At 74.3% G+C, this 20,737-nt stretch carries 15 protein-coding genes and 4 pseudogenes; 15 read left to right on the forward strand and 4 right to left on the reverse strand.

What is annotated here, in order from left to right:
- Nucleotides 1-137: 137 nt before the first annotated feature.
- The 11 genes and pseudogenes from nirB (at nt 138) to REH70_RS08650 (ending at nt 11,359) form a co-directional block, all read left to right on the forward strand.
- A pseudogene (gene nirB / locus REH70_RS08605) lies at nt 138-2,685 on the forward strand (nitrite reductase large subunit NirB).
- A gap of 56 nt (nt 2,686-2,741) precedes the next feature.
- Nucleotides 2,742-3,209 carry a nitrite reductase small subunit NirD gene (gene nirD / locus REH70_RS08610; RefSeq protein ID WP_310754205.1) on the forward strand — a complete coding sequence of 156 codons (468 nt, stop codon included), beginning with the start codon at nt 2,742-2,744 and terminating at the stop codon, nt 3,207-3,209.
- Complete coding sequence (locus tag REH70_RS08615; protein ID WP_310753755.1) at nt 3,206-3,793, forward strand: NAD(P)-dependent oxidoreductase; 588 nt, start codon at nt 3,206-3,208, stop codon at nt 3,791-3,793. The genes nirD and REH70_RS08615 overlap by 4 nt, the downstream gene beginning before the upstream one ends.
- 2 nt (nt 3,794-3,795) lie before the next feature.
- Nucleotides 3,796-4,602, forward strand: a complete 807-nt coding sequence (gene cobA / locus REH70_RS08620) for a uroporphyrinogen-III C-methyltransferase (protein ID WP_310754207.1) — start codon at nt 3,796-3,798, stop codon at nt 4,600-4,602.
- A gap of 20 nt (nt 4,603-4,622) precedes the next feature.
- Nucleotides 4,623-5,701 (forward strand): annotated as a pseudogene (locus tag REH70_RS08625) (uroporphyrinogen-III synthase); the annotation flags it as partial.
- Between the two features lie 169 nt (nt 5,702-5,870).
- On the forward strand, nt 5,871-6,611 hold the full coding sequence (locus REH70_RS08630; RefSeq protein ID WP_310753756.1) for a CbiX/SirB N-terminal domain-containing protein: 741 nt from the start codon (nt 5,871-5,873) through the stop codon (nt 6,609-6,611).
- A 327-nt stretch (nt 6,612-6,938) separates the two neighbouring features.
- Nucleotides 6,939-8,570 (forward strand): ribonuclease J, encoded by a 1,632-nt coding sequence (locus tag REH70_RS08635; RefSeq protein WP_310754209.1) that lies wholly within the window; start codon nt 6,939-6,941, stop codon nt 8,568-8,570.
- A gap of 102 nt (nt 8,571-8,672) precedes the next feature.
- Nucleotides 8,673-9,062: pseudogene (locus tag REH70_RS20580) on the forward strand (deoxyribodipyrimidine photo-lyase); the annotation flags it as partial.
- Between the two features lie 326 nt (nt 9,063-9,388).
- Nucleotides 9,389-10,058: pseudogene (locus tag REH70_RS20585) on the forward strand (FAD-binding domain-containing protein).
- Between the two features lie 113 nt (nt 10,059-10,171).
- Complete coding sequence (locus tag REH70_RS08645) at nt 10,172-10,444, forward strand: DUF2277 domain-containing protein (RefSeq protein WP_310753758.1); 273 nt, start codon at nt 10,172-10,174, stop codon at nt 10,442-10,444.
- A 99-nt stretch (nt 10,445-10,543) separates the two neighbouring features.
- Entirely contained in the window at nt 10,544-11,359 is an 816-nt protein-coding gene (locus tag REH70_RS08650) for a phytanoyl-CoA dioxygenase family protein (protein WP_310753759.1), read from the forward strand.
- A gap of 148 nt (nt 11,360-11,507) precedes the next feature.
- On the opposite strand, the gene REH70_RS08655 is transcribed toward REH70_RS08650, so the two are convergent.
- Together REH70_RS08655 and REH70_RS08660 are read right to left on the reverse strand one after the other, a co-directional pair.
- Nucleotides 11,508-13,190 carry a DUF222 domain-containing protein gene (locus REH70_RS08655; protein ID WP_310753760.1) on the reverse strand — a complete coding sequence of 561 codons (1,683 nt, stop codon included), beginning with the start codon at nt 13,188-13,190 and terminating at the stop codon, nt 11,508-11,510.
- A 409-nt stretch (nt 13,191-13,599) separates the two neighbouring features.
- A complete protein-coding gene (locus REH70_RS08660) occupies nt 13,600-14,550 on the reverse strand; it encodes an oxygenase MpaB family protein (protein ID WP_310753761.1) in 951 nt (316 codons plus the stop codon).
- Nucleotides 14,551-14,741: 191 nt separating this feature from the next.
- Between REH70_RS08660 and REH70_RS08665 the strand changes: the two genes are divergently transcribed.
- From REH70_RS08665 to REH70_RS08680, 4 genes are read left to right on the forward strand one after another with little or no spacing between them, the layout of a single operon-like run.
- Nucleotides 14,742-15,221, forward strand: a complete 480-nt coding sequence (locus tag REH70_RS08665) for an NUDIX domain-containing protein (RefSeq protein WP_310753762.1) — start codon at nt 14,742-14,744, stop codon at nt 15,219-15,221.
- A complete protein-coding gene (locus REH70_RS08670; protein WP_310753763.1) occupies nt 15,218-16,126 on the forward strand; it encodes a ribonuclease Z in 909 nt (302 codons plus the stop codon). The genes REH70_RS08665 and REH70_RS08670 overlap by 4 nt, the downstream gene beginning before the upstream one ends.
- Nucleotides 16,123-16,368 (forward strand): hypothetical protein, encoded by a 246-nt coding sequence (locus REH70_RS08675; RefSeq protein ID WP_310753764.1) that lies wholly within the window; start codon nt 16,123-16,125, stop codon nt 16,366-16,368. The genes REH70_RS08670 and REH70_RS08675 overlap by 4 nt, the downstream gene beginning before the upstream one ends.
- Nucleotides 16,365-16,811: a uridine kinase gene (locus REH70_RS08680; protein ID WP_310753766.1), complete on the forward strand. Its 447-nt coding sequence runs from the start codon at nt 16,365-16,367 to the stop codon at nt 16,809-16,811. Before REH70_RS08675 ends, REH70_RS08680 begins: the two co-directional genes overlap by 4 nt.
- 156 nt (nt 16,812-16,967) lie before the next feature.
- On the opposite strand, the gene REH70_RS08685 is transcribed toward REH70_RS08680, so the two are convergent.
- Nucleotides 16,968-17,615 (reverse strand): hypothetical protein, encoded by a 648-nt coding sequence (locus REH70_RS08685; protein ID WP_310753767.1) that lies wholly within the window; start codon nt 17,613-17,615, stop codon nt 16,968-16,970.
- Between the two features lie 158 nt (nt 17,616-17,773).
- On the reverse strand, nt 17,774-20,692 hold the full coding sequence (locus REH70_RS08690; RefSeq protein ID WP_310753768.1) for a DUF2382 domain-containing protein: 2,919 nt from the start codon (nt 20,690-20,692) through the stop codon (nt 17,774-17,776).
- Nucleotides 20,693-20,737 lie beyond the last annotated feature (45 nt).

The following is a 20,737-nucleotide window of genomic DNA, read 5'->3' on the forward strand; positions in this document are numbered from 1 at the left end:
CGAGCGCACCAGGAGGACCGATGCCCTCGTCCGACACCGCACCGCCCGCGCCCGCCGCACCGCCCGCGCCCCTCGACACCCTCGAGAGCCCCGGCGGTCCGGCGGCCTTCCGCCGGCTCGTCGTCGTCGGCGGCGGGATGGTCGCCCAGCGCCTCGTGGAGGCGGTGCGGGACCGCGACGCCGGCGGCGACTGGCACGTGACGGTGCTCGCGGAGGAGCCGCGTGCCCCGTACGACCGGGTCGCGCTGACGTCGTACTTCTCCGGTCGTGATCCCGAGGACCTGTCCCTGGGGACGCCCGACCTGTGGGCCGACCCGCGGGTGACGCTCGTCCGCGGTGCCCCGGTGGTCGAGCTGGACCGGACCGCTCGCACCGTCCGGGTCGCCGACGGGCGCACCTGGACGTACGACGAGCTGGTCATGGCCACCGGGTCGAGCGCCGCGATGCCGCCCATCGAGGGCAACGACCTGCCCGGTGTCTTCGTCTACCGCACCATCGACGACGTCGCCGCGCTGCGCGGCTGGGTCGAGGAGCAGGCGTCGAGCGGTCGCCGGGTGCGTGGCGCGGTCATCGGCGGCGGGCTGCTCGGGCTCGAGGCGGCCGGCGCGCTGCAGGCGCTCGGAGCGGCGTGCACCGTCATCCAGTCCGGGACGCACCTCATGTCGGCGCAGGTCGACCTGGGTGGGGGCGAGGCGTTGCGGCGTCTCATCAACCGCCTCGGCGTCGCCGTGCGGGTCAGCACCGTGACCGAGCGGATGCGGCCGAACCGGCGGGGGACCGTGGGGCGACTGGACTTCGCCGACGGCGGGCGCCTCGACGTCGACGTCGTCGTCGTCGCGACCGGTGTCCGTCCGCGGGACGAGCTCGCCCGGGCCGCCGGCCTGGCGACCGGTGCCCGCGGGGGCGTCGTCGTCGACGACGCGTGCCGCACCGCCGACCCGCACGTGTGGGCCGCGGGCGAGGTCGCCTGCATCGACGGCGCCTGCATCGGGCTGGTCGCGCCCGGGTACGCGATGGCCGAGGTCGTCGTCGACCGCCTGATGGGAGGGAGCGCGACCTTCCCCGGCGCGGACACCGCGACCAAGCTCAAGCTCTCCGGCGTCGACGTCGCGAGCTTTGGTGACGCGTTCGCCACGACACCCGGTGCGCTCGAGCTCGTGCACTCCGACCCGGTCGCCGGGATCTACAAGAAGCTCGTGCTCTCCGACGACGCGCGCACCCTGCTCGGCGGCGTCCTGGTGGGCGACGCGTCGGGCTACGCGAGCCTTCGCCCCATGGTCGGCCGTGAGCTGCCGGGGGACCCGTCGGCGTACCTGCTCCCGGAGGGCGCCGGCAGCGCACCGGTGGGTGGCGACCTGCCCGACGACGCCACGGTGTGCTCGTGCAACAACGTCACCGCCGGCACCGTGCGCGGCGCCGTGACCGACCACGCCTGCACGGACCTTACGTCGGTCAAGGCCTGCACCCGGGCCGGGACGAGCTGCGGGTCGTGCCTGCCGCTGGTCAAGAAGCTCGTCGGCGCCGAGCTCACCCGCGCCGGGGTCAGCGTCTCGAACGCCCTCTGCGAGCACTTCGCCATGTCGCGTCGCCAGCTGTTCGACGCCGTCCGGGTGACCGGGCTGCGGACGTTCAGCGAGATCGTCGAGCGGCACGGCACCGGGCGCGGGTGCGACATCTGCAAGCCGGTCGTCGCCTCGATCCTGTCCTCGCTCGACGGCGGCCACGTCCTCGAGGGCGAGCGCGCGGCGCTGCAGGACACCAACGACCACGTGATGGCGAACCTGCAGAAGGACGGCTCCTACTCGGTCGTCCCGCGGATCCCGGGAGGCGAGATCACCCCCGAGGGGCTGCTCGTCATCGGGCAGGTCGCCCAGGACTACGGGCTCTACACGAAGATCACCGGCGGCCAGCGGATCGACATGTTCGGTGCCCGCATCGACCAGCTGCCCGGCATCTGGAAGCGCCTGGTCGACGCCGGGTTCGAGTCCGGGCACGCCTACGGCAAGTCGCTGCGCACCGTGAAGTCGTGCGTCGGGTCGACGTGGTGCCGCTACGGCGTGCAGGACTCGGTGGGGCTCGCGGTCGCGCTCGAGCTGCGGTACCGCGGCCTGCGCAGCCCGCACAAGTTCAAGCTCGGCGTCTCGGGGTGCGCTCGCGAGTGCGCCGAGGCCCGCGCCAAGGACGTCGGCGTCATCGCGACCGACAACGGGTGGAACGTGTACGTCGGCGGCAACGGGGGTTCACCCCCGGCACGCCCAGCTGCTCGCCGAGGACCTCGACACCGAGACCCTGGTGCGCACCATCGACCGCTACCTCATGTACTACATCCGCACCGCCGACCGCCTGCAGCGCACCGCGGCCTGGATGGAGGAGGTCGAGGGCGGCCTCGAAGGCGTCCGTGCGGTGGTCATGGACGACAGCCTCGGCATCGCCGCCGACCTCGACGCGAGCATGGCGCGCCACGTGGACGTGTACGAGGACGAGTGGAAGGCCACCCTGGAGGACCCGGAGAAGCTCAGCCGCTTCGCGTCGTTCGTCAACGCGCCCGACACCCCCGACCCGTCGCTCGCCTACGTCGCCGAGCGGGGTCAGGCCCGGCCGGCGACCGAGGCCGAGCGGGTCACCACTGCCGGCCCGGGCGGCCCCGTGGTCATCGCCGGCACCACGCTGGCGGTGCGGTCGTGAGCGCGGCGGTCAGCGTGGGGGTGCACGCGGCGGTGCACGCGGGAACCTGGACAGCGGTGTGCCGGCTCGGTGACCTGGCGCGCGAGCGCGGCGCGGCGGCGCTGCTGGACGGCGAGCAGGTCGCCCTGTTCCGCCTCGCGGACGACACCGTGCTGGCCGTGCAGCAGCGCGACCCGTTCAGCGGCGCGCACGTGATGTCGCGCGGCATCGTCGGCAGCCGGGGCGACGTGCCGACGGTGGCGTCGCCCATGTACAAGCAGGTGTTCGACCTGCGCACCGGTCGCTGCCTGGACGCCGTCGGGCGGGAGCCGCAGGACCTGCGGACGTGGCCGGTGCGGCTCGACGGTGACGTCGTGCTGGTGGGCGGGGCACCGGCAGCACCGCCTGGTGCCGGACCTGTGCCCGCCGAGTCTGTGCCGGCCGACTCCGTGCCGGCCGGGCCTGTGCCCGCCGACTCTGTGCCGCCCGCACCCGTGCCGGCCGCACCCGCGCCGGCCGGACCCGGAGCCGGGGTGGCACCGTGACGACGCTGCTGGGCGTCGACCTGACCGGGCGCACGGTGCTCGTCGCCGGCGGCGGCCCGGTCGCGGCCCGCCGGGTGCACGGGCTGCTCGCCGAGGGCGCGGACGTCCGCGTGGTCGCCACGGCGCTCTGCGAGGACCTCGCCGAGCTCGCCGCGGTGGGCGCCGTGCGGTGGCGCTGCGACGAGGTCACCGAGGACGACCTGGACGGGGCGTGGCTCGTGCACACCGCAACCGGCGACGCCGCCGTCGACCGAGAGGTCGCCGCGTGGGCGGACCGGCGGCGCGTGTGGTGCGTGACTGCGGGCGACGTCGCGGTCGGGTCCGCCCGTACCCCTGCGGTGACCCGCGCGGGCGACGTCGTCGTCGGCGTGGTGTCCGACGGCGCCCCCGACCCGGGCCGCAGCCGCGCGGTCCTCCGGTCGGTCGCCGAGCACATGCGCTCGGGCGGCGCCGACCTGCGCCGCCGCCGACCCGCCGTCGGCGCGGGTGCGACGGGGAGCGCGGACGGGCAGACGCCGGAACGGGGGCCCGGGGAGGGCGGGTCGTCCTCGTCGGCGGCGGCCCCGGCGCGGTCGACCTGCTGACCCTGCGGGGCCGTCGGGCGCTGGCCGAGGCGGACGTCGTGGTGACGGACCGACTCGGGCCGACCGCGGTGCTCGACGAGCTGGCGTCCGACGTCGAGGTGGTCGACGTCGGCAAGACGCCCGGCCACCACCCGGTGCCTCAGCACGAGATCAACAGGATCCTCGTGGAGCACGCGCAGCGCGGGCGGACCGTCGTGCGCCTCAAGGGTGGCGACCCCTTCGTGTACGGGCGCGGCGGTGAGGAGGTGCTCGCATGCCGGGCGGCCGGTGTGCCGGTCGAGGTGGTCCCCGGGATCAGCAGCGCGTTGGCGGTCCCGGCGGCGGCGGGCATCCCGTTGACCCACCGCGGCACGGTCGCCGCGTTCCACGTCGTCAACGGGCACGACGGTCTCGACGGCGCGGCGCGGCTCGTGGTGCGCGAGGGGACGGCGACCCTCGTCGTCCTCATGGGCGTCTCGGGGCTGGGTGAGATGGTCGCCGACCTGCTCGCGGACGGCGCGGACCCGGCCACGCCGGTCGCGATCGTCGAGAACGGCGCGACGCCCCGGCAGCGGGTGACGCGGGCGCGCCTGGACGGCGTCGTGGAGCGCGCCCAGGACTTGGGTGTCCGGGCGCCCGCGGTGATCGTCGTCGGGCACGTGGCGGCGGCGGACCTCCTGCTCGCCACGCCGGACGCGCCGCTCACGCCGGACGCTCTCGCCACGCCCGACGCCTCCACCGCGCCGGACGCCTCCATCGCGCCGGACGCGTCCACCACGCCGGACGCCCGGACCACGCCGGGGACCGACCGCGACACAATGGTCCCGTGACCGAGCCCATCGCCCAGACCATGGCGGGCTGCGTGGTCCTCGTGACGGCGGACCGCCGCTCGGCCGAGCTCGGCGCCGCACTGGGCCGCCGCGGCGCGGTGATCCGGCACGCCCCCGCGCTGAGCATGGTTCCCAACGAGGACGACGCGCGGCTCATCGCGGCCACGCGGGCGCTGCTGGACGACCCGCCGGACATCGTCGTCGTCACGACCGGCATCGGGTTCCGCGGCTGGATCGAGGCCGCGGACGCCGTCGGTCTCGCCGAGTCGCTCACCGCGGTGCTGTCGCGGGCGCGGATCGTGGCCCGCGGCCCCAAGGCGCGCGGGGCGATCCAGGCCGCCGGCCTGCAGGCCGACTGGGTCGCGGAGTCCGAGACGTCCGTCGAGATCGCCGAGGCGCTGCTCGACGACGGCGTCGACGGGCTGAACATCGCCGTGCAGCACCACGGCGCGGGTTCCGACGGCCTCGACGAGGCGTTCCGTGCCGCGGGCGCCCGCGTGCACAGCCTCGTCGTCTACCGGTGGGGCCCGCCGCCCGACCCGGCCGTGCTGGCCGCCTCGGTGCGCGCGGTCGCCGCGGGGGAGATCGACGCGGTCGTGTTCACGTCGGCGCCCGGGTCGGCCGCCTGGCTCGCCGCGGCCGACGCCGCCGGGGTCGGCGAGGCCGTCGTCGAGCGGCTGCGCTCGGGGCGGACCGTGGCGGCGGCGGTCGGCCCGACGACGGCGCGACCGCTCGTCGACCGCGGGGTCGAGCCGCTCGTCCCGGACCGCGGCCGGCTCGGATCTCTCGTGCGCGCGCTCGTCGGCCACTACGGCGGACTGCAGGTGCTGACCACGAGCGCCGGGCCGCTGCAGGTGCACGCGGGCGCCGCGGTCCTGGACGGGCGTGTCCTGGCGCTGTCGCCCAGCGCGCTCGAGGTGCTGCGGCTGCTCGCGTCGCGTCGCGGCGACGTCGTCACCCGCGCCGAGGTCCTCGCGGCGCTCCCGGGGAGTCGCAGGACCCGCACGCCGCCGAGGTCGCGGTCGCGCGGCTGCGCGACGCGTCCGGGAGCCGGGACCTCATCCGCACCGTCGTCAAGCGGGGCTACCGGCTCGAGGTGTGCCACCCGGACGAGGTCGCGGTGCGTGACCCGGGCGAGGCCGCGGTGCGTGACCCGGCCGAGTCCGCGACGCGTGAACCGGCCGAGTCCGCCGCGCGCAAGCCGTCCGGTGACGAGGTCCCCACCGTCCCGGCGACCGAGCCGGCTCTGCACCCCGCGAGGAGCGGCCATGTCTGACCTCACCCCGTCGGCGGCCGGTGCTCCGGTGCTCGTCGGCTGCTCGCACGGCACCGACAGCGTCGCGGGGCGCGCCGCGATCCGCTCCATCGTCGAGGGCGTGCGCCGCGCCCAGCCGACGCTGGACGTGCGCGAGGCGTTCGTCGACGTCCAGACGCCCGAGGTCGCGGACGTCGTGGCCGACTCGCTGACCGATGCCGGTGCGGCGGTCGTCGTGCCGTTGCTCCTCTCGGCCGGCTTCCACGTGCACGTCGACATCGCGCAGGCCGTCGCACCGGACGGTGCCTGCGCGTCCGGCGCGCTCGGTCCGGACCCGCGCCTCGTGGCCGTCCTGGTCGACCGGCTGAACGCCGCTGGCGCCGGCCCGGGGGACGCCGTCGTGCTCGCCGCTGCCGGGTCGTCCGACGCGCGCGCGGCCGAGGCCGTCGAGGAGGTCGCCGCCGGTCTGCGGGCGGCGTGGCCGCACGGCGCCGTCGTCGTCGGCTACGGCGCGGGGGCGACGCCGTCGGTGCCCGACGCCGTCGCGACGGCCCGCACGCTCGGCGAGCGCGTCGTCATCGCGTCCTACCTGCTCGCGCCGGGCTTCTTCCACGACCGACTGCTGGCGGCGGGGGCCGACGTCGTCACGGAGCCGCTCGCCCCCGACGACCGCCTCGTCGAGATCGTCGTCGACCGCTACCGGTCCGGCGCAGCGGCGCTCACGCGGGGCCATGCGGGCGCGGGACGTCCCTGAGCCGATCCTGCGGTCCCGCGCTCACGGCATGTCCTGCGGCGCGGCCGGACCCTCCCGCACGTGCCGCCCGGTAGGCTCGCCTCATCGCCACCGGTCGGCAGGCCGGACCACCGCCGCCGCACCCGTGCCCGGCGCGCGGGTCCGAGCGCCGACCGGGCAGCGACCACGACCTGAGACACCCGCATCACCGAGCCGCACCGCACCCGGTGCCGCCCGCCCGCTCGACCCGACGGCAGCGCCCCGCGCCGCCCCCAGATGGAGGCTCGATCCGTGCAGTCAGCACACCGGCAGAAGCTCAGCGCACCGCCCGCCCTCGCGAAGGGTGCGATGCGTGTGACCGCGCTCGGTGGCCTCGGTGAGATCGGCCGCAACATGACGGTCTTCGAGATCGACGGCAAGCTGCTGGTCGTCGACTGCGGCGTGCTGTTCCCCGAGGACCACCAGCCCGGCATCGACGTGATCCTCGCGGACTTCACCTCCATCCGGGACCGGCTCAAGGACATCGTCGCGATCGTGCTCACGCACGGGCACGAGGACCACATCGGCGGTGTGCCGTACCTGCTCAAGGAGCGCGCGGACATCCCCGTCATCGGCTCGGAGCTCACCCTCGCCTTCATCGAGGCCAAGCTCAAGGAGCACCGCATCCGTCCGCGGACGGTGCACGTCGAGGCCGGCGACACCCACCAGGCCGGCCCGTTCGAGCTCGAGCTCGTCGCGGTCAACCACTCCATCCCGGGCGGCCTCGCCGTCGCCATCCGGACGCGTGCGGGCCTCGTGCTGCACACCGGCGACTTCAAGATGGACCAGTTCCCGCTCGACCAGCGGATCACCGACCTGCGGCACTTCGCTCGCCTGGGCGAGGAGGGGGTGGACCTGTTCCTCACCGACTCCACCAACGCGGAGGTGGCGGGCTTCACCACCTCCGAGCGCGAGCTCACGCCGGCGATCGACCACGTCTTCGACACCGCCCCGCGGCGCATCATCGTCTCCAGCTTCGCCAGCCACGTGCACCGCATCCAGCAGGTGCTCGACGCCGCGCACGCGCACGGCCGCAAGGTCGCCTTCGTCGGCCGGTCGATGGTCCGCAACATGGGCATCGCCCGGGACCTGGGGTACCTGACCATCCCGCGCGGGCTCGTCGTCGACGCGAAGAAGCTCGACTCGATGCCGGACAACAAGGTCACGCTCATCTGCACCGGCTCGCAGGGTGAGCCGATGGCCGCGCTGTCCCGCATGGCCAACGGCGACCACCAGATCCAGGTTAACGAGGGCGACACCTTCCTGCTCGCGAGCTCCCTCATCCCGGGCAACGAGAGCGCCATCTACGGCCTGATCAACAAGCTCACCGACCTCGGCGCCAACGTCGTGCACAAGGGCAACGCCAAGGTGCACGTGTCCGGCCACGCGAGCGCCGGCGAGCTCGTCTACTGCTACAACATCGTCAAGCCGCGCAACGTCATGCCGGTGCACGGCGAGGCGAAGCACCTGCGCGCCAACGCCGAGCTCGCCGTGAAGACCGGGGTCCCCGAGGACCGCGTGATCATCGGGCGCGACGGCGTCACGGTCGATCTGGTCAACGGCATCGCGAAGATCTCCGGGCAGGTGCCGGCCGGCCTCGTCTACGTCGACGGGCAGACCGTCGGGCGGGCGACCGAGGACACCCTCAAGGAGCGTCGTCTGCTCCGCGAGGGCGGGATCATCACCGTGCTGGCGCTGGTCGACCCGACGACGAACCTGCTCGCCGAGCCGCTCGAGTTCATCAGCCGCGGGTTCGTCCACGACGACCACACCTTCGACGGCGCGTCGGCCGAGGTCGAGAAGGCGCTCGAGCGTGCCGCGGGCGACCGCGTGCAGGACGTCGAGAAGCTCGAGGGCGTCATCAGCAACGCGGTGAGCCGGTACATCCAGCGCACCTACCGGCGCGAGCCGGTCGTCATCGCCATCGTCGTCGACGCCTGAGCCTGTCCGGCCACGCCCGCCGGACGGGGCGTGCCGTCCGCACAGTGGTCGAGGCGGGCGGCTCGATGAGCCGGGGACGGCGTCGGATCCTAGGCTCCGGTCATGACGACGATCCTCTGGCTGCGCCGGGACCTGCGTCTGCACGATCAGCCCGCCCTGCTGGCCGCTCACGAGGCGGCGGGGGACGGCACGGTGCTCCCGATGTTCGTGCCCGACCCGGTGCTCCTGGCGTCGGCCGGTCCGGTGCGGACGCGCTCCCTCGTCCAGGCGCTGGGCGCGGCCGCGGCGTCCTATGACGGCGCCCTCGTCTTGCGCCACGGGCACCCGCACGAGGTGATCCCCGCCCTCGCGCGGGAGGTGGGCGCCACGAGCGTGCACATCAGCACCGAGACGACGCCGTACGGTCGTCGGCGCGACGCCCGGGTCGCCGCCGCGCTGCCGGACGGCGTCCCGCTCGTCGGCACCGGCAGCCCGTACGCGGTGACGCCGGGGCGCGTCCTCGGGGAGCGGGGACGCCGTACAGCGTGTTCACGCCGTTCTCGCGCGCGTGGCGCGGCCACGGCTGGCGCGCTCCGGCCCAGGTGCCGGCTGGTGGGCGCTGGCACCGCGGCCTGTCCAGTGAGGACCTTCCGCCCGTGCCGCCGGAGGCGTTCGTCGCCGACCTGCCGCCGGTGGGGGAGGAGGCCGCGACGCAGCGGTGGCACGAGTTCCTCGAGGACGGGCTCGAGACCTATGGCGAGCACCGCGACCGGCCCGACCTGCACGGGACGTCGTCGATGTCGGTGCATCTCAAGTACGGCACGATCCACCCGCGGACGATGCTCGCCGACCTCGCCGCGCACCCACTCGGTCGCAGCGAGGGCGCCACCCGGTTCACGACCGAGCTGTGCTGGCGCGACTTCTACGCCGACGTCCTGTGGCACCGCCCGGAGTCGGCGTGGGCGGACCTGTCGCCGGACCTGTCGTCGATCGCCTACGACGAGCCGGGGGAGACCTTCGCCGCGTGGCAGGAGGGCCGGACGGGGTTCCCGCTGGTCGACGCCGGCATGCGCCAGCTCCTGCGCGAGGGCTGGGTGCACAACCGGGTGCGGATGGTCGTGGCGAGCTTCCTCGTCAAGGACCTGCACGTGTGGTGGGTCCACGGAGCACGGCACTTCCTGCGCCACCTGCGCGACGGCGACATCGCCTCGAACAGCCACGGGTGGCAGTGGGTGGCAGGCACGGGCACCGACCCGTCGCCGTACTTCCGGGTGTTCAACCCGGTGCTGCAGGGAGAAGTTCGACCCCGACGGCGACTACGTGCGCAGGTACGTCCCCGAGCTGGCGCACGTGTCCGGCGCGGCGGTCCACCAGCCGTGGAAGGTGCCGGACGGCTACGCGCACGGCTACCCGCAACGCGTCGTCGACCACGGGGCGGAGCGCGCCGAGGCGCTGCGCCGCTACGCGGAGGCACGCGGCAGCCGCGTGAGTGCTCAGCCGACGAGGTGACCGGAGGCGACGCGGTCGGCGTCGTCGACGTGGTGGCTGGACCGCGGTGAAAGGCGCGGCCCACCTCGGGGTAAGCTCCGCCGCTCACGGAGCAGCGCGCGTAGCCTCGACGCATGTGCCGGAACATCCATGAGCTGCACAACTTCGAGCCCGCTGCCACCGACGACGAGGTCCACGCCGCGGCGCTGCAGTACGTCCGCAAGGTCAGCGGCAGCACGAAACCGTCCCGCGCCAACCAGGAGGCGTTCGACCGCGCCGTCGAGGAGGTGGCGCACGCGACGCGGCACCTGCTCGAGTCGCTGGTCACGCACGCCCCGCCCAAGGACCGCGAGACCTTCGCTGCCCAGCAGCGGGAGCGAGCGGCGAAGAGGTACGCCAGCGCGTAGGAGCGCCGGACCGTCGGGTGACCGGTCGGGTGCGCCGGGGGCGCGTCCGGGTCGGGGGCCGACCCCGCCGTCGTCGCCCTCGCCCGGGAGGTGACCGACGTGGGCATCGCGGTCGTGCGCGGGGCGTTTCGTCCCGCGTGGGCCGCGGACCTCGACGACGACCTGTCGGGTGAGCTCACCGCTGCCCTGCGGACGCCGGGCGGCGTGGCGCCGCGTGGCTGGAACCGCTTCTACTTCGAGCCGTACGTCGAGCGGGTGCGCGGCTTCTGGGATCTGGTGAGCCACCCGCAGCTCGTCGGGCTCGCGGAGCACATGTTCGGGCCGGACTGGCGGGTGGTCGAGCTCGGTTGTGACGTGCCGCTCCCGGGTGCCGAGGACCAGCCGTGGCACCGCGACTTCCCCATGCCCCGAGCGACGCGCGAGGAGGGCCGCCTGACGTCGTTCGCGGTCAATGCGTCCGCGGTCGACGTCGTCGACGGCCCGTTCCAGGGTGTGCTCGGCACGCACGTCGAGCCGGGGGACGACTTCGAGGGCGGGATGTTCCCGCCCGAGGACCGGACCGCCGAGCTCGACGGGCGGCTCCAGGCGTTTCACGCCAAGGCGGGGAACGTGTCGGTGCGGTCGGGGCTCATGCTGCACCGCGGGTCGGCCATGGGAATCCATGCGCGTATGCGGCCGGTCGCGATCGTCGGCATCGTGTCGCCTGACGACCGTGCCGTGGTGGATCGGCTCGCCGACCCCACCGACCCGCATCCGCCGCGGATCAGGCTGTCCCGGGAGGCGTGGGACCAGGTGCCGCCCGGGATCGCCGCTCACCTCAGTCACGAGATCGTCAGCGACACGACGGCGTCGCTCCCACCGCACCACACCGAGCACTCGTTCGAGGGGCTCAAGATGGACCAGCGCAAGTCCTGATCCGCTGGTTCGCACGTCTCGGGCAGCTGTACCGCTGTCGCGGCTGTGCGCCCGTATACCCGCGGTACGCGGAGTGACGTGGTCTCCCGGGCCTGCCCAGCTGGAGGCCCGGGAGGTGGTCAGGCGGAGCATGCTCCCGCCGCCCGACTCACCCACGTCCGACCGTGTCCGGCGGGTCGGTGCCGCTCACCCATCCGGTGGTCCCACCGATCGCGGCGCCAAATCGGTCGGTGAAAGCCCATCGTTCCTTGTTGCGGGTGATGGTGATGTTCATGCGGTGGATCAGGTCATGGTGGTACCAGCACAGGAGTATCCCGTTGGTGACGCAGGTGGTGCCGTGGTCGCGCGCCCATTGATCGACGTGATGGGTTTCGCAGAGCACCGGTGGTGCGGTGCAGCCGGGATACGCGCAGTGTTTGTCGCGGGCGATGATGGCGGCGCGCATGTGCGGGGTGAAGAGTCGTCTCTCGCGGCCGACATCGAGGATCTGGGAGTCGGCGGAGAAGAGGAATCGGGTGAATGCTCCGTCGCACATCAACCGGTCCAACGCCGCCCGCGGGACGGGGGTCCCGTCGTGGTACTGCGGGATGCCGATCGGTGAAACGCCGCTGACCGCGGCTGCGGTGAACAGGTCGTCAGACCCGGGCTGGTGGACGGCCGCCTCGGCCGCCTCGGCCGCCTCGGCCCCCTCGGTGGCCTCGGCTCCCTCGACGTGGCCGGCCTGCTCGGGTTGCTCGGTCTGCGCGCCGTATGCGCTCAGCTGGGCGGGGGCCTCGCCACCTGCCGGCGCCACGACGCCGTCCGTGCCGTCCGTGGAGTGCGCGGTGGACATCTCGGGACCACGGCCGGCGCTGTCTTCCGCCTGGCCGCCGTCCGCGCCGGCTCTCGTGCTGTCGGCTGTCGCTGCGGCTGTCGCTGCGCCTGCCCCGGCGTGTGCGGCTGCTTCGGCGTCGGTGATGACGCTGTAGGGGACCAGGACGCTGACGTGGGAGCGGACTGCGCCGCGGGTGCCGGTCAGGCCGCGGTCGAGGACGACGCGGGCGAGGTCGCCGAGGGCTTGGGCGCGCCGCCGGGCGGGGGTCCGGTCGTCACCGACCGCGGGTACGGGGGTGATCGCTTCGAGGGCGGCCTTGAGGTACTGGCCGTTGTCGATGGTGAGCTGCCCGGCCAGGTGGTACCCGTCGGACGTGCGGGACATGGTGAAGTGCTCGCGGTCGGCGGCGTCGCGGTAGCCGCGGTCGTCGGCGTCGGGGTCGGCGGCGGCGGCCCACCGGCGGGTGAGGATCCGTAGCGAGTCGACCGGCCACCCCTTGGCCTGCCCGACCAGGAACGCCTCGTTGCACTCGTTCCCCGGATCAGCGAGGACCTCGCGCCGCAGCAGGGTGGTGGGCGCGATCGTGCCGATCACTTGGACCTGCTCGTGGGTGATCGCCCCAGCCACGCCGGCAGCCGCGGTCGCGGGCAGGTGGTCACGCAGTGCCCGGCCCAGGCGCACCTGGGCGTGCGCGGTCCGCACGCTGACCCGGTGCCGGGCGGCGACCCAGCGGGGGAACGACCGTGCCCCACCCAGGGCCCACAACCCGTCGGCCTCGACCACCGGCAGCATCCGCGCACCAACCACGCCCAACCGGCTGACCACCGACGCCGCCGCGGCGGCGATCACCGCAGCCTGAGCGCCATCCAGGCCGGTGGTGTCCACCGCGGCCAGCGCGTCGGTCGCGGACAGCAACGCACCCACCGCCGCGGCGACGTCGGCCGGCAGTGCGGAAAGGTCAGGTGAGAACCCGCGCGCAATTCCCGAAGGGGTGGGCGTGACGTCGTCGGAATCCACCGCACCCACCTCCCCGCCGAATGGTCGCGGCGTCGTCGCCGCTTTTCTTCAACTCCCTGACCTCCATGCTAGGACGAGCCACTGACAAGCGTCGCAGAGGTCGTGGCTTGTGTGGACGGCGACTTGTGGCGGCGGCCTGTGGTCGCGGCAGAATGCCAGTGAGAGGACGGATTCATTAGTGCGTGTGTGCGGTCATCCGCGGGCCGCGATCGGCCCGAGACCGTCACACACGTGTGACGACGATCGAGTCACGTCGCCGGGGTACCCCGACGTCACGCCGCCCAATCCGCCCCACCAAGCCGAGCAGAGCTCGGCCGAACATGGCGCCGGCAACTCCCGCGATCATCCCGTCGTCGGAAGGCTTCGGTGACCACACGCCATCAGCACACCCGGCGGAGACGCCGTCGGCTCACCCGTGGGCGTTCGGCCCACCCCGCGTGACCTCGCCCGACGGGACGCCTCCGACCGGGCGGGCGCCCACGCCCACAGGCTCCCCGGACTCCACCCGCCGCTCCGCAGCCCCGAGCGCCCAGCGGATCGTGCGCGTGATCGCATGCCCGGCGGCCCGCACCACCGTGTCCTCCGCGACCGGCAGGTACGGCAGCCGCAACGGCCGACGCGTCCAGCGGGGCATCATCGCGACCGCGGCGGCGGCCAGCGCGACGTACGGCGGCCGGGCCGCCCAGGGGAGCGGCGGGCTCACCAGGAGGAACCGGGCGGCCTGGTGCGCCTCCGTCGTGGCGCGCAGCTCGGGACTGTACGCACGCAGCTGGTCGACCAGCTCCGCGAGCGTGGTGGGCGGGTCGATCGCGCCCAGCGCCCGCCCGACCACGGCGACCTGCGCCACGTACTCGTCGCAGCCGGCGGCGTCGAGCGGCTCGGCGCCGTAGCGCTGGTGCGCCGCGAGGAAGCTGTGCGCCTCCGCGACGTGCACCCAGCGCACCAGGTGCGGGTCGGACGCCGCGTACGGCAGCCCGTCGGACGTCACGCCGCTGATCCGCTCGTGCACCGCGCGCACGACGGCGACGGCCTGGGCGGCGTCGTCGGCCGTGCCGAAGGTGGTCGTCGCGAGGAACGTGCTCGTGCGGGCGAGACGGCCCCACGGGTCACCGCGGTAGCCCGAGTGCGCCGCCACCGCGGCCATCGCCTGCGGGTGCAGCGACTGCAGCAGCAGTGCCCGCAGGCCGCCGATGAACATGGACGCATCCCCGTGGACCCGCTGGATCGCGCTGCCCTCGGGGAACCACCGCGGCCCCGGCGTGCCGTGGATGCGGTCACGCGCCTCGGGGCCCTCCGGTCCTGCGACCCGCGCGAACAGCGCGTCGCCGATGCGCGTGCGTACCTCGTCCGTGACCGTCATGCGTCGATCTTCACCCGGGCACGGCCGCACCGCCGGACGAGCGGCCCGCGCCGCACTAGCCTTCACCGGAGCCGCGCCAGGACACGGCACCCGGCCACGGCACCGGCCGGGACGTCACGGACGGCACGGCACGGTCGGCACGGCACTTCACGCACGGCACAGGACGGCACGGAAGGCACGGGAGGGTGCGCATGACGACGAGTGCGGGCCTCCTCCTGTACCGCCGCCGGGGCGCCACCGGCGACGACGTCGAGGTCCTGCTCGGGCACATGGGCGGCCCGTTCTGGGCCCGCAAGGACGCCGGTGCGTGGACGATCCCCAAGGGCGAGCACGGGCCCGACGACGACCCGCACGCCACAGCGGTGCGCGAGTTCACCGAGGAGATCGGCCGCCCACCCCCGGACGCCGACCGCCCCGACCTGCCCCTGGGGACCGTGCGGCAGCGCGGCGGCAAGACCGTCACCGCGTGGGCACGCGCCGGCGACCTCGACGTGACCACCATCGCCAGCAACACCTTCGAGATCGAGTGGCCGCCACGCAGCGGACGGCGGCAGCTCTTCCCCGAGCTGGACCGCGCCCGCTGGGTCCCGCTCGCCGACGCGCGCGACCTCGTCGTCACCGCTCAGCGCGACCTCCTCGAACGGCTCGCCGCCGCCCTGGGGACGCCGTGACGCGCGAGCTCGTCGTCCTCGGCACCGCCTCCCAGGTCCCGACCCGCACGCGCAACCACAACGGGTACCTGCTGCGCTGGGACGGCGACGGCCTGCTGTTCGACCCCGGCGAGGGCACGCAGCGCCAGCTCATCCACGCCGGCGTCGCCGCGTCGGCCGTCACCCGGATCTGCCTCACCCACGTGCACGGCGACCACTGCTTCGGGCTGCCCGGCGTGCTGTCACGCATGGTCCTCGACGGCGTCGCCCACCCGGTGCACCTGCACTACCCGGCGTCCGGCGACGACGTCGTCCGCGCGCTGGTCTCGCTGGCCACCCCGGGACTCGACCTGCGCCTCCACCCGCACGGCAGCGCCGGCGAGGTGGCCGACGGGCTCACCGTCGAACCCCTCGCCCACCGCGTCGAGACCTACGGCTACCGCCTCCGGGAACCGGACGGACGCAGCCTCGTCCCCGCTCGCCTCATCGCCGCCGGCATCCGGGGGCCCGACGTCGGCCGCCTGCAGCGGGACGGGAGCGTGGGCGGCGTCCGGCTCGGGGACGTCAGCGTCCCGCGCCCGGGGCAGTCCGTCGCCGTCGTGATGGACACGGGGGAGTGCGACGGCGCCCGCGCGCTGGCGGACGGCGTCGACCTGCTGCTGGTCGAGAGCACCTTCGCCGACGACGACGCGGCCCTCGCGGCGCAGTACCGGCACCTCACCGCGGGACAGGCGGGTGCGCTCGGCGCGAGCGTGCGTGCCGCGGGCACGGTCGTGCTCACCCACTTCTCGTCGCGCTACCCCGACGTCGGCCCGCTCGTGAAGCAGGCGCGCGTCCGCGCGGAGGGACGCCATGTGGTGGCCGCAGCCGACCTCGACCGCTTCGGGCTGCCACGCCGCCGGGCCGTCGCCCGTGGTGACGCGTGACCCGGGTGGCAGGGCGGGGGTCCGGGTCGAGGTCCGGGTCGAGCGCCCCGCAGGTCCGCCCGTCCACGCCGGGCGGCGTCGTCGACCACGTCGTCGAACGCGTGCTCGCCGCGGCAGCCGGCCACGACCGCGAGGCGCGGCTGCGGGTCGCCGTCGACGGCGCCCCGCGGCGCGACCCGCCGGCCTCGCCGATGCCCTCGTCGACCCGTTGCGCGCTGCCGGCCGGCCCGTGCTCCGCGTGAGCGCCGGTGACTTCCTGCGGCCGGCGTCGGTGCGGCTCGAGCACGGGCGCGAGGACCCCGACGCGCTGCTCGACGACTGGCTCGACGGCGGCGCACTGGCCCGCGAGGTGATCGACCCGCTGGGCCCGGGTGGGAGCGGCCGCTACCTGCCGTCGTTGTGGGACGCCGCACGCGACCGGGCCACCCGCGCTCCGGCGCAGGACGCCCCGCCGGGCGCGGTCCTCGTGCTCGACGGCGCCCTGCTCCTGGGTCGCTGGCTCGACCTCGACCTCACCGTCCACCTCTCCCTGCGCGCGCCGACCCTGCGCCGCCGCACCCCCGAGGCGGACCACTGGACGCTCTCCGCGTTCGAGCGCTACGCGACCGAGGTCGACCCGGAGGCGACCGCCGACGTCGTCGTGCGCGCGGACGACCCCGCGCGGCCCGCGATCGTCGAGCACTGAGCCGAACCCTGAGCCGAGCGCCGAGCCAGCCGTACAGCCAGACGCTGAGCCGAGCCGGCGCCGGCACGACGGAGCCCCGGACGGTCGGACCGAGGTCCGCCGCCCGGGGCTCCGGGTGTCATCGACGGGTGACCGGCACCCGTCCGTACCGTGCGGTCAGCGACCGAGACCGGCGCGGTCGACCTTGCGGTGGTACCGCATGCCGGTGATGCCGCCCAGCACCGCGCCGGCCAGGCTCGCGAGCGCGACGACGACGAGCGCGATGACGCCGCCCGTCGTCAGGTCGCCCTCGTTCACCGGGATGCGCGGGAAGCTGTTGAGATCACCGAGGACGTTGAACTGGTCCCCGGCGACCGCGGCCACGATCGCGACGACGACCGCGATGAGGATCGCCCAGATCCACACGGCCAGCCCCTGCTTGGCGCCGTCGAACCGCGCCATGCGGCCGGCGACGTAGCCACCGCAGAAGTAGGACAGGAACAGGACGAGGAACAGCGCGATCCCGCCGACGATCCCGATCGTGGTGGGGTCCGACGCGACGGCGTCGGCCGCCTCGTTCACGTCCGTGTCGTTGGCGACGCCGACGGCCGTCCCCGCGGCGGCGACGAGCGCGGTGAGGAGGACCGCCGTCCCGGTGGCCGTCAGCCACCCGAAGAACGCCGACCCGAACTTGATGCCCCCGAACTGCTCCTTCTCACGCTCGAGCACGCTCTGGCGGTCGCGCCCGAAGGCCTTGGCCGAGACGGCCCCGGTGGGGTTGGGCTCCTGAGCCGGCCGACCGGCTCCGTGCTGTGAAGTGCTCATCCGACGTCATCTCCTGGGGTGAGGGCCACCGCACGGGTGGCTCCGCGGAAGCACGACGGCCGACCCCGGGTAGAACCCGTGGCCGGCCGTCGGATGGTGCGGTGCTCCACTCGGCGTGGGCGTCGGTGCCGACGTGCTCGCCGAGTCAGCGTGAGGTGTCAGAGACCCTTGGTCCCGCGGGTGGAGTCGTCGTCGAGCTCGATCTCCTCCTTGCGGACCGAGTCGGTGACCGTCTCGGTGTCCGTCACGGTCTCCTTGTCGAGGCGCACGCGCTCGACCGGGACGGTCTCCTTGGCGACCACGGGGCGCTCCTCGGTGAGGACGACCTCGTGCTCCTCCTCGCTGATGGCCGGGCCGTCGAGCGCGTCGCCCACGTTGCCGTCGGTGATCGGCTCGCGCTCGAGACGGACCTCCTCGTGGCTGACCGGGACATTCACCGTCTGCTGCTCGGTGACGACGTACTTGCGCAGCCGCGCGCGGCCCGTGGTGACCTTCTCCGTGCCCACGTGGAGCTCCTCCTCGGAGCGCGTCATGGCGTCGTCGGTCGTGGGGCCGGACGTGTCGTGGCCCACGGTGCCGGTCGTGTCAGCGGTGCCAGCAGTGCCAGCGGTGCCGGTCATGCCAGCAGTGCCGGTCGTGCCCGTCGTCGTGGTGCTGTCGAGGCCCGCGGTGTCGGTGACGTCGTAGTCCGTCGTGGCGGCGCTGTCGTAGCCCACGCCACCCGTGCCGGCGGTACCGGCCGTGCCGGCGGTCTCGGTGCCACTCGTGTAGTCCAGGCCGTAGTAGCGGTAGAGCTCGGCCTCCTCGGACTCCGACAGGTGACCGTTGGAGTCCTCGACCCGCGGGGCGCCCTTGACGGTCGACTTGTCGTAGGGGACCACGATCTCGTCACCGCGCACCGAGGCCTGGTTGAGCGGGATGAACGACTCCGCCGTGCCGAACAGGCCGGTCGTCACGGTGACCCACTCGGGGTTGCCCGTCTGGTCGTCGAGGAAGACCTGGCTGACCTTGCCGATCTTGTCCCCGTCCGAGCCGATCACGGTGCCGCCGGACACGAGCAGGTTCTGAATCTCGTCTGTGCCGATCATGGTGATTCCTCCAGTGGTGTGGGGATGGGGCGCCGCGTGGTGACGCGGAGAACCCCGGAGCACCGGCAGGTCGGTGCGGTCCCTCCGTGACGGTCGCCCGCCGGACTGCCACCGGCTCCGAGGCTCCTGTCTGAAGCCTGTGCCGGCCCCGATCGGTGCTCTGGCGCCGCTCGGGTGCTTGTCGAGACCGCCCTCCTGTGCTGCCTCATTCAGGCTAGGTGGGGCCGACAGGGCCAGCAACCGGAACGGTCCGCCCCGGCCGGTCAGTGTGTCGACACTGGCTTGCGGCTTCGCCAGTCGTGCCCGCAGGTACCGGAGGTCACCGCGCGTCAGGCCGACCTGGTTGCGGGTGCCCTCGATGCCGGCGAACACGCGGAACACGCGGTGCGCCGGTCGAGGGATCCAGGCATCGATGAGCGCGAGCTTGCGGGCGTTGTCCCCGTGCAGCGCGGCCACCACGTTCGCGGTGATGTCCACCACCTCGTCCACCTCCAGGCCGGACGACGCGAGGTGGCGGTGGAGGTCGGCGACGTCGCCGGAGTTCCGCAGATCGGCGAGCAGGAGCACACCACCGGGCCGCAGCACCCGTCGGACCTCGGCCAGGAAGCCGGGCATCGACGGGTAGCAGTGCGAGGACTCGACGTTGACCACGGCGTCGAACGACGCGTCCGGGAAGGGCATGGCCAGCGCGTCACCGCGGACGAACCGCAGACCGGGTCCCCGGCGGTGGCGCGTGGCGAGCGAGGTCGCTGCGGCGGAGAAGTCGAGGCCCGTCGTCGTGCGCGGCCCGGCGTACCGGGCGAGGTACGACGCACCACCGCCGCGGCCCGACCCGACCTCGAGGACGTCGGCCCCGGTGAGATCGGTGCCCGCGACCGTCGCGACGTACAGCGCGATGCAGGAACGGTTGGGCTCGTCGGCCGGGTCCAGCGGCACCGCCCCGGGTCCGACGCCCGACCCCGCCTCCGACGTCGCCTCCAGCGTCGCCCCCGGTGCCGCCCCCGGCGCCGCCTCCGACGTCGCCCCCGAGGTCGGCCCGGGTGTCTTGGCGAGGTCGGCATAGCCGTAGTTCATGAACCCCCAGGCGGGCTCGCGCACGCGGGCGCCGAGCAGCTCGTAGCACGCCCGCCACACGAGCCGGCGCAGCCCGGTCACCGAGTGCCACCCCCGCCGGTGCCCCGGGACGTCGCCCGCTGGCACCGTGCCACCAGGTCTGCCTCCAGCTCTGCCACCAGGTCTGACATCAGGTCTGCGACCGGGTCTCCCACCGGGCGACCGCTCAGACCCGCGGTGCCGGCGCGCACACGCCGCTCCACGCCGCGGCCCACGCGTCGGGGTCGGGCACGGGGAGGCGTCCACCGGCTCGAGCCCGGCGAGGCGGCGGCACACGTCGACGGCGTCGTGCAGCATGCGGTGCAGGGTGTCGTCGGCGTCCGGTCGACCCGTCCCGGCGACGGCCTGCACGGCGAAGTCGACCACGGCGGGACCGGGGTGGTGCGCCAGCGACCCGCTGCCGTGCTCGGCGGCGAAACGCTCCGCCCAGCGGGCGGCGAGCGGCACGTCGTCGAGCGCAGCCCATGCCCGCGCGCGCGGCGGGGCGTCCGCCGGGACGCCGTCGGCGTCCATGAGCCGTACGCAGGTGAGGATGCCGACCGCGAGCGCGCGCTGACGCTCCTCCGGCGCGACCGGCAGCGCCGCGCAGGCGGCGAGGAGGGCGATCTCGTGGTCCCAGCGCCGGTCGGTGCTCACGAGGCCGATGACCGCGGGGATGAGGGGTGCCAGCCGTGGGCGGGCGTCGTCGGAGGTGAGGTCGTTGACATCCCGCGCGAGCCGGGCCAGCAGCGGGTGGGTGCACGCCGGGTGGTCGCTCCACCGCTCGCCGGCCAGGTAGGACGCGAGCTCCATGAAGCAGGCCCCGCGTCGGGGCGAACGATGCCGGCCCCGCGCGAGCAGGGGGAGGAGATCCGGGACGGTCGGGCGCTGCGGCATGGACCTCACCTCGCGGGGAGCGGCCTGTGTGGTCCTCCCGACCTT

Source organism: Cellulomonas sp. ATA003 (assembly GCF_031582905.1).
Lineage (GTDB): Bacteria > Actinomycetota > Actinomycetes > Actinomycetales > Cellulomonadaceae > Pengzhenrongella.

What these genes read in the sequence shown, in the direction of transcription:
- REH70_RS08630 (WP_310753756.1), top strand. Translation starts at nt 5,871, where the DNA reads ATGTCTGACCTCACCCCGTCGGCGGCCGGTGCTCCGGTGCTCGTCGGC.
- REH70_RS08635 (WP_310754209.1), top strand. Translation starts at nt 6,939, where the DNA reads ATGCGTGTGACCGCGCTCGGTGGCCTCGGTGAGATCGGCCGCAACATG.
- REH70_RS08645 (WP_310753758.1), top strand. Translation starts at nt 10,172, where the DNA reads ATGTGCCGGAACATCCATGAGCTGCACAACTTCGAGCCCGCTGCCACC.
- REH70_RS08660 (WP_310753761.1), bottom strand. Translation starts at nt 14,550, where the DNA reads ATGACGGTCACGGACGAGGTACGCACGCGCATCGGCGACGCGCTGTTC.
- REH70_RS08665 (WP_310753762.1), top strand. Translation starts at nt 14,742, where the DNA reads ATGACGACGAGTGCGGGCCTCCTCCTGTACCGCCGCCGGGGCGCCACC.
- REH70_RS08685 (WP_310753767.1), bottom strand. Translation starts at nt 17,615, where the DNA reads ATGAGCACTTCACAGCACGGAGCCGGTCGGCCGGCTCAGGAGCCCAAC.
- REH70_RS08690 (WP_310753768.1), bottom strand. Translation starts at nt 20,692, where the DNA reads ATGCCGCAGCGCCCGACCGTCCCGGATCTCCTCCCCCTGCTCGCGCGG.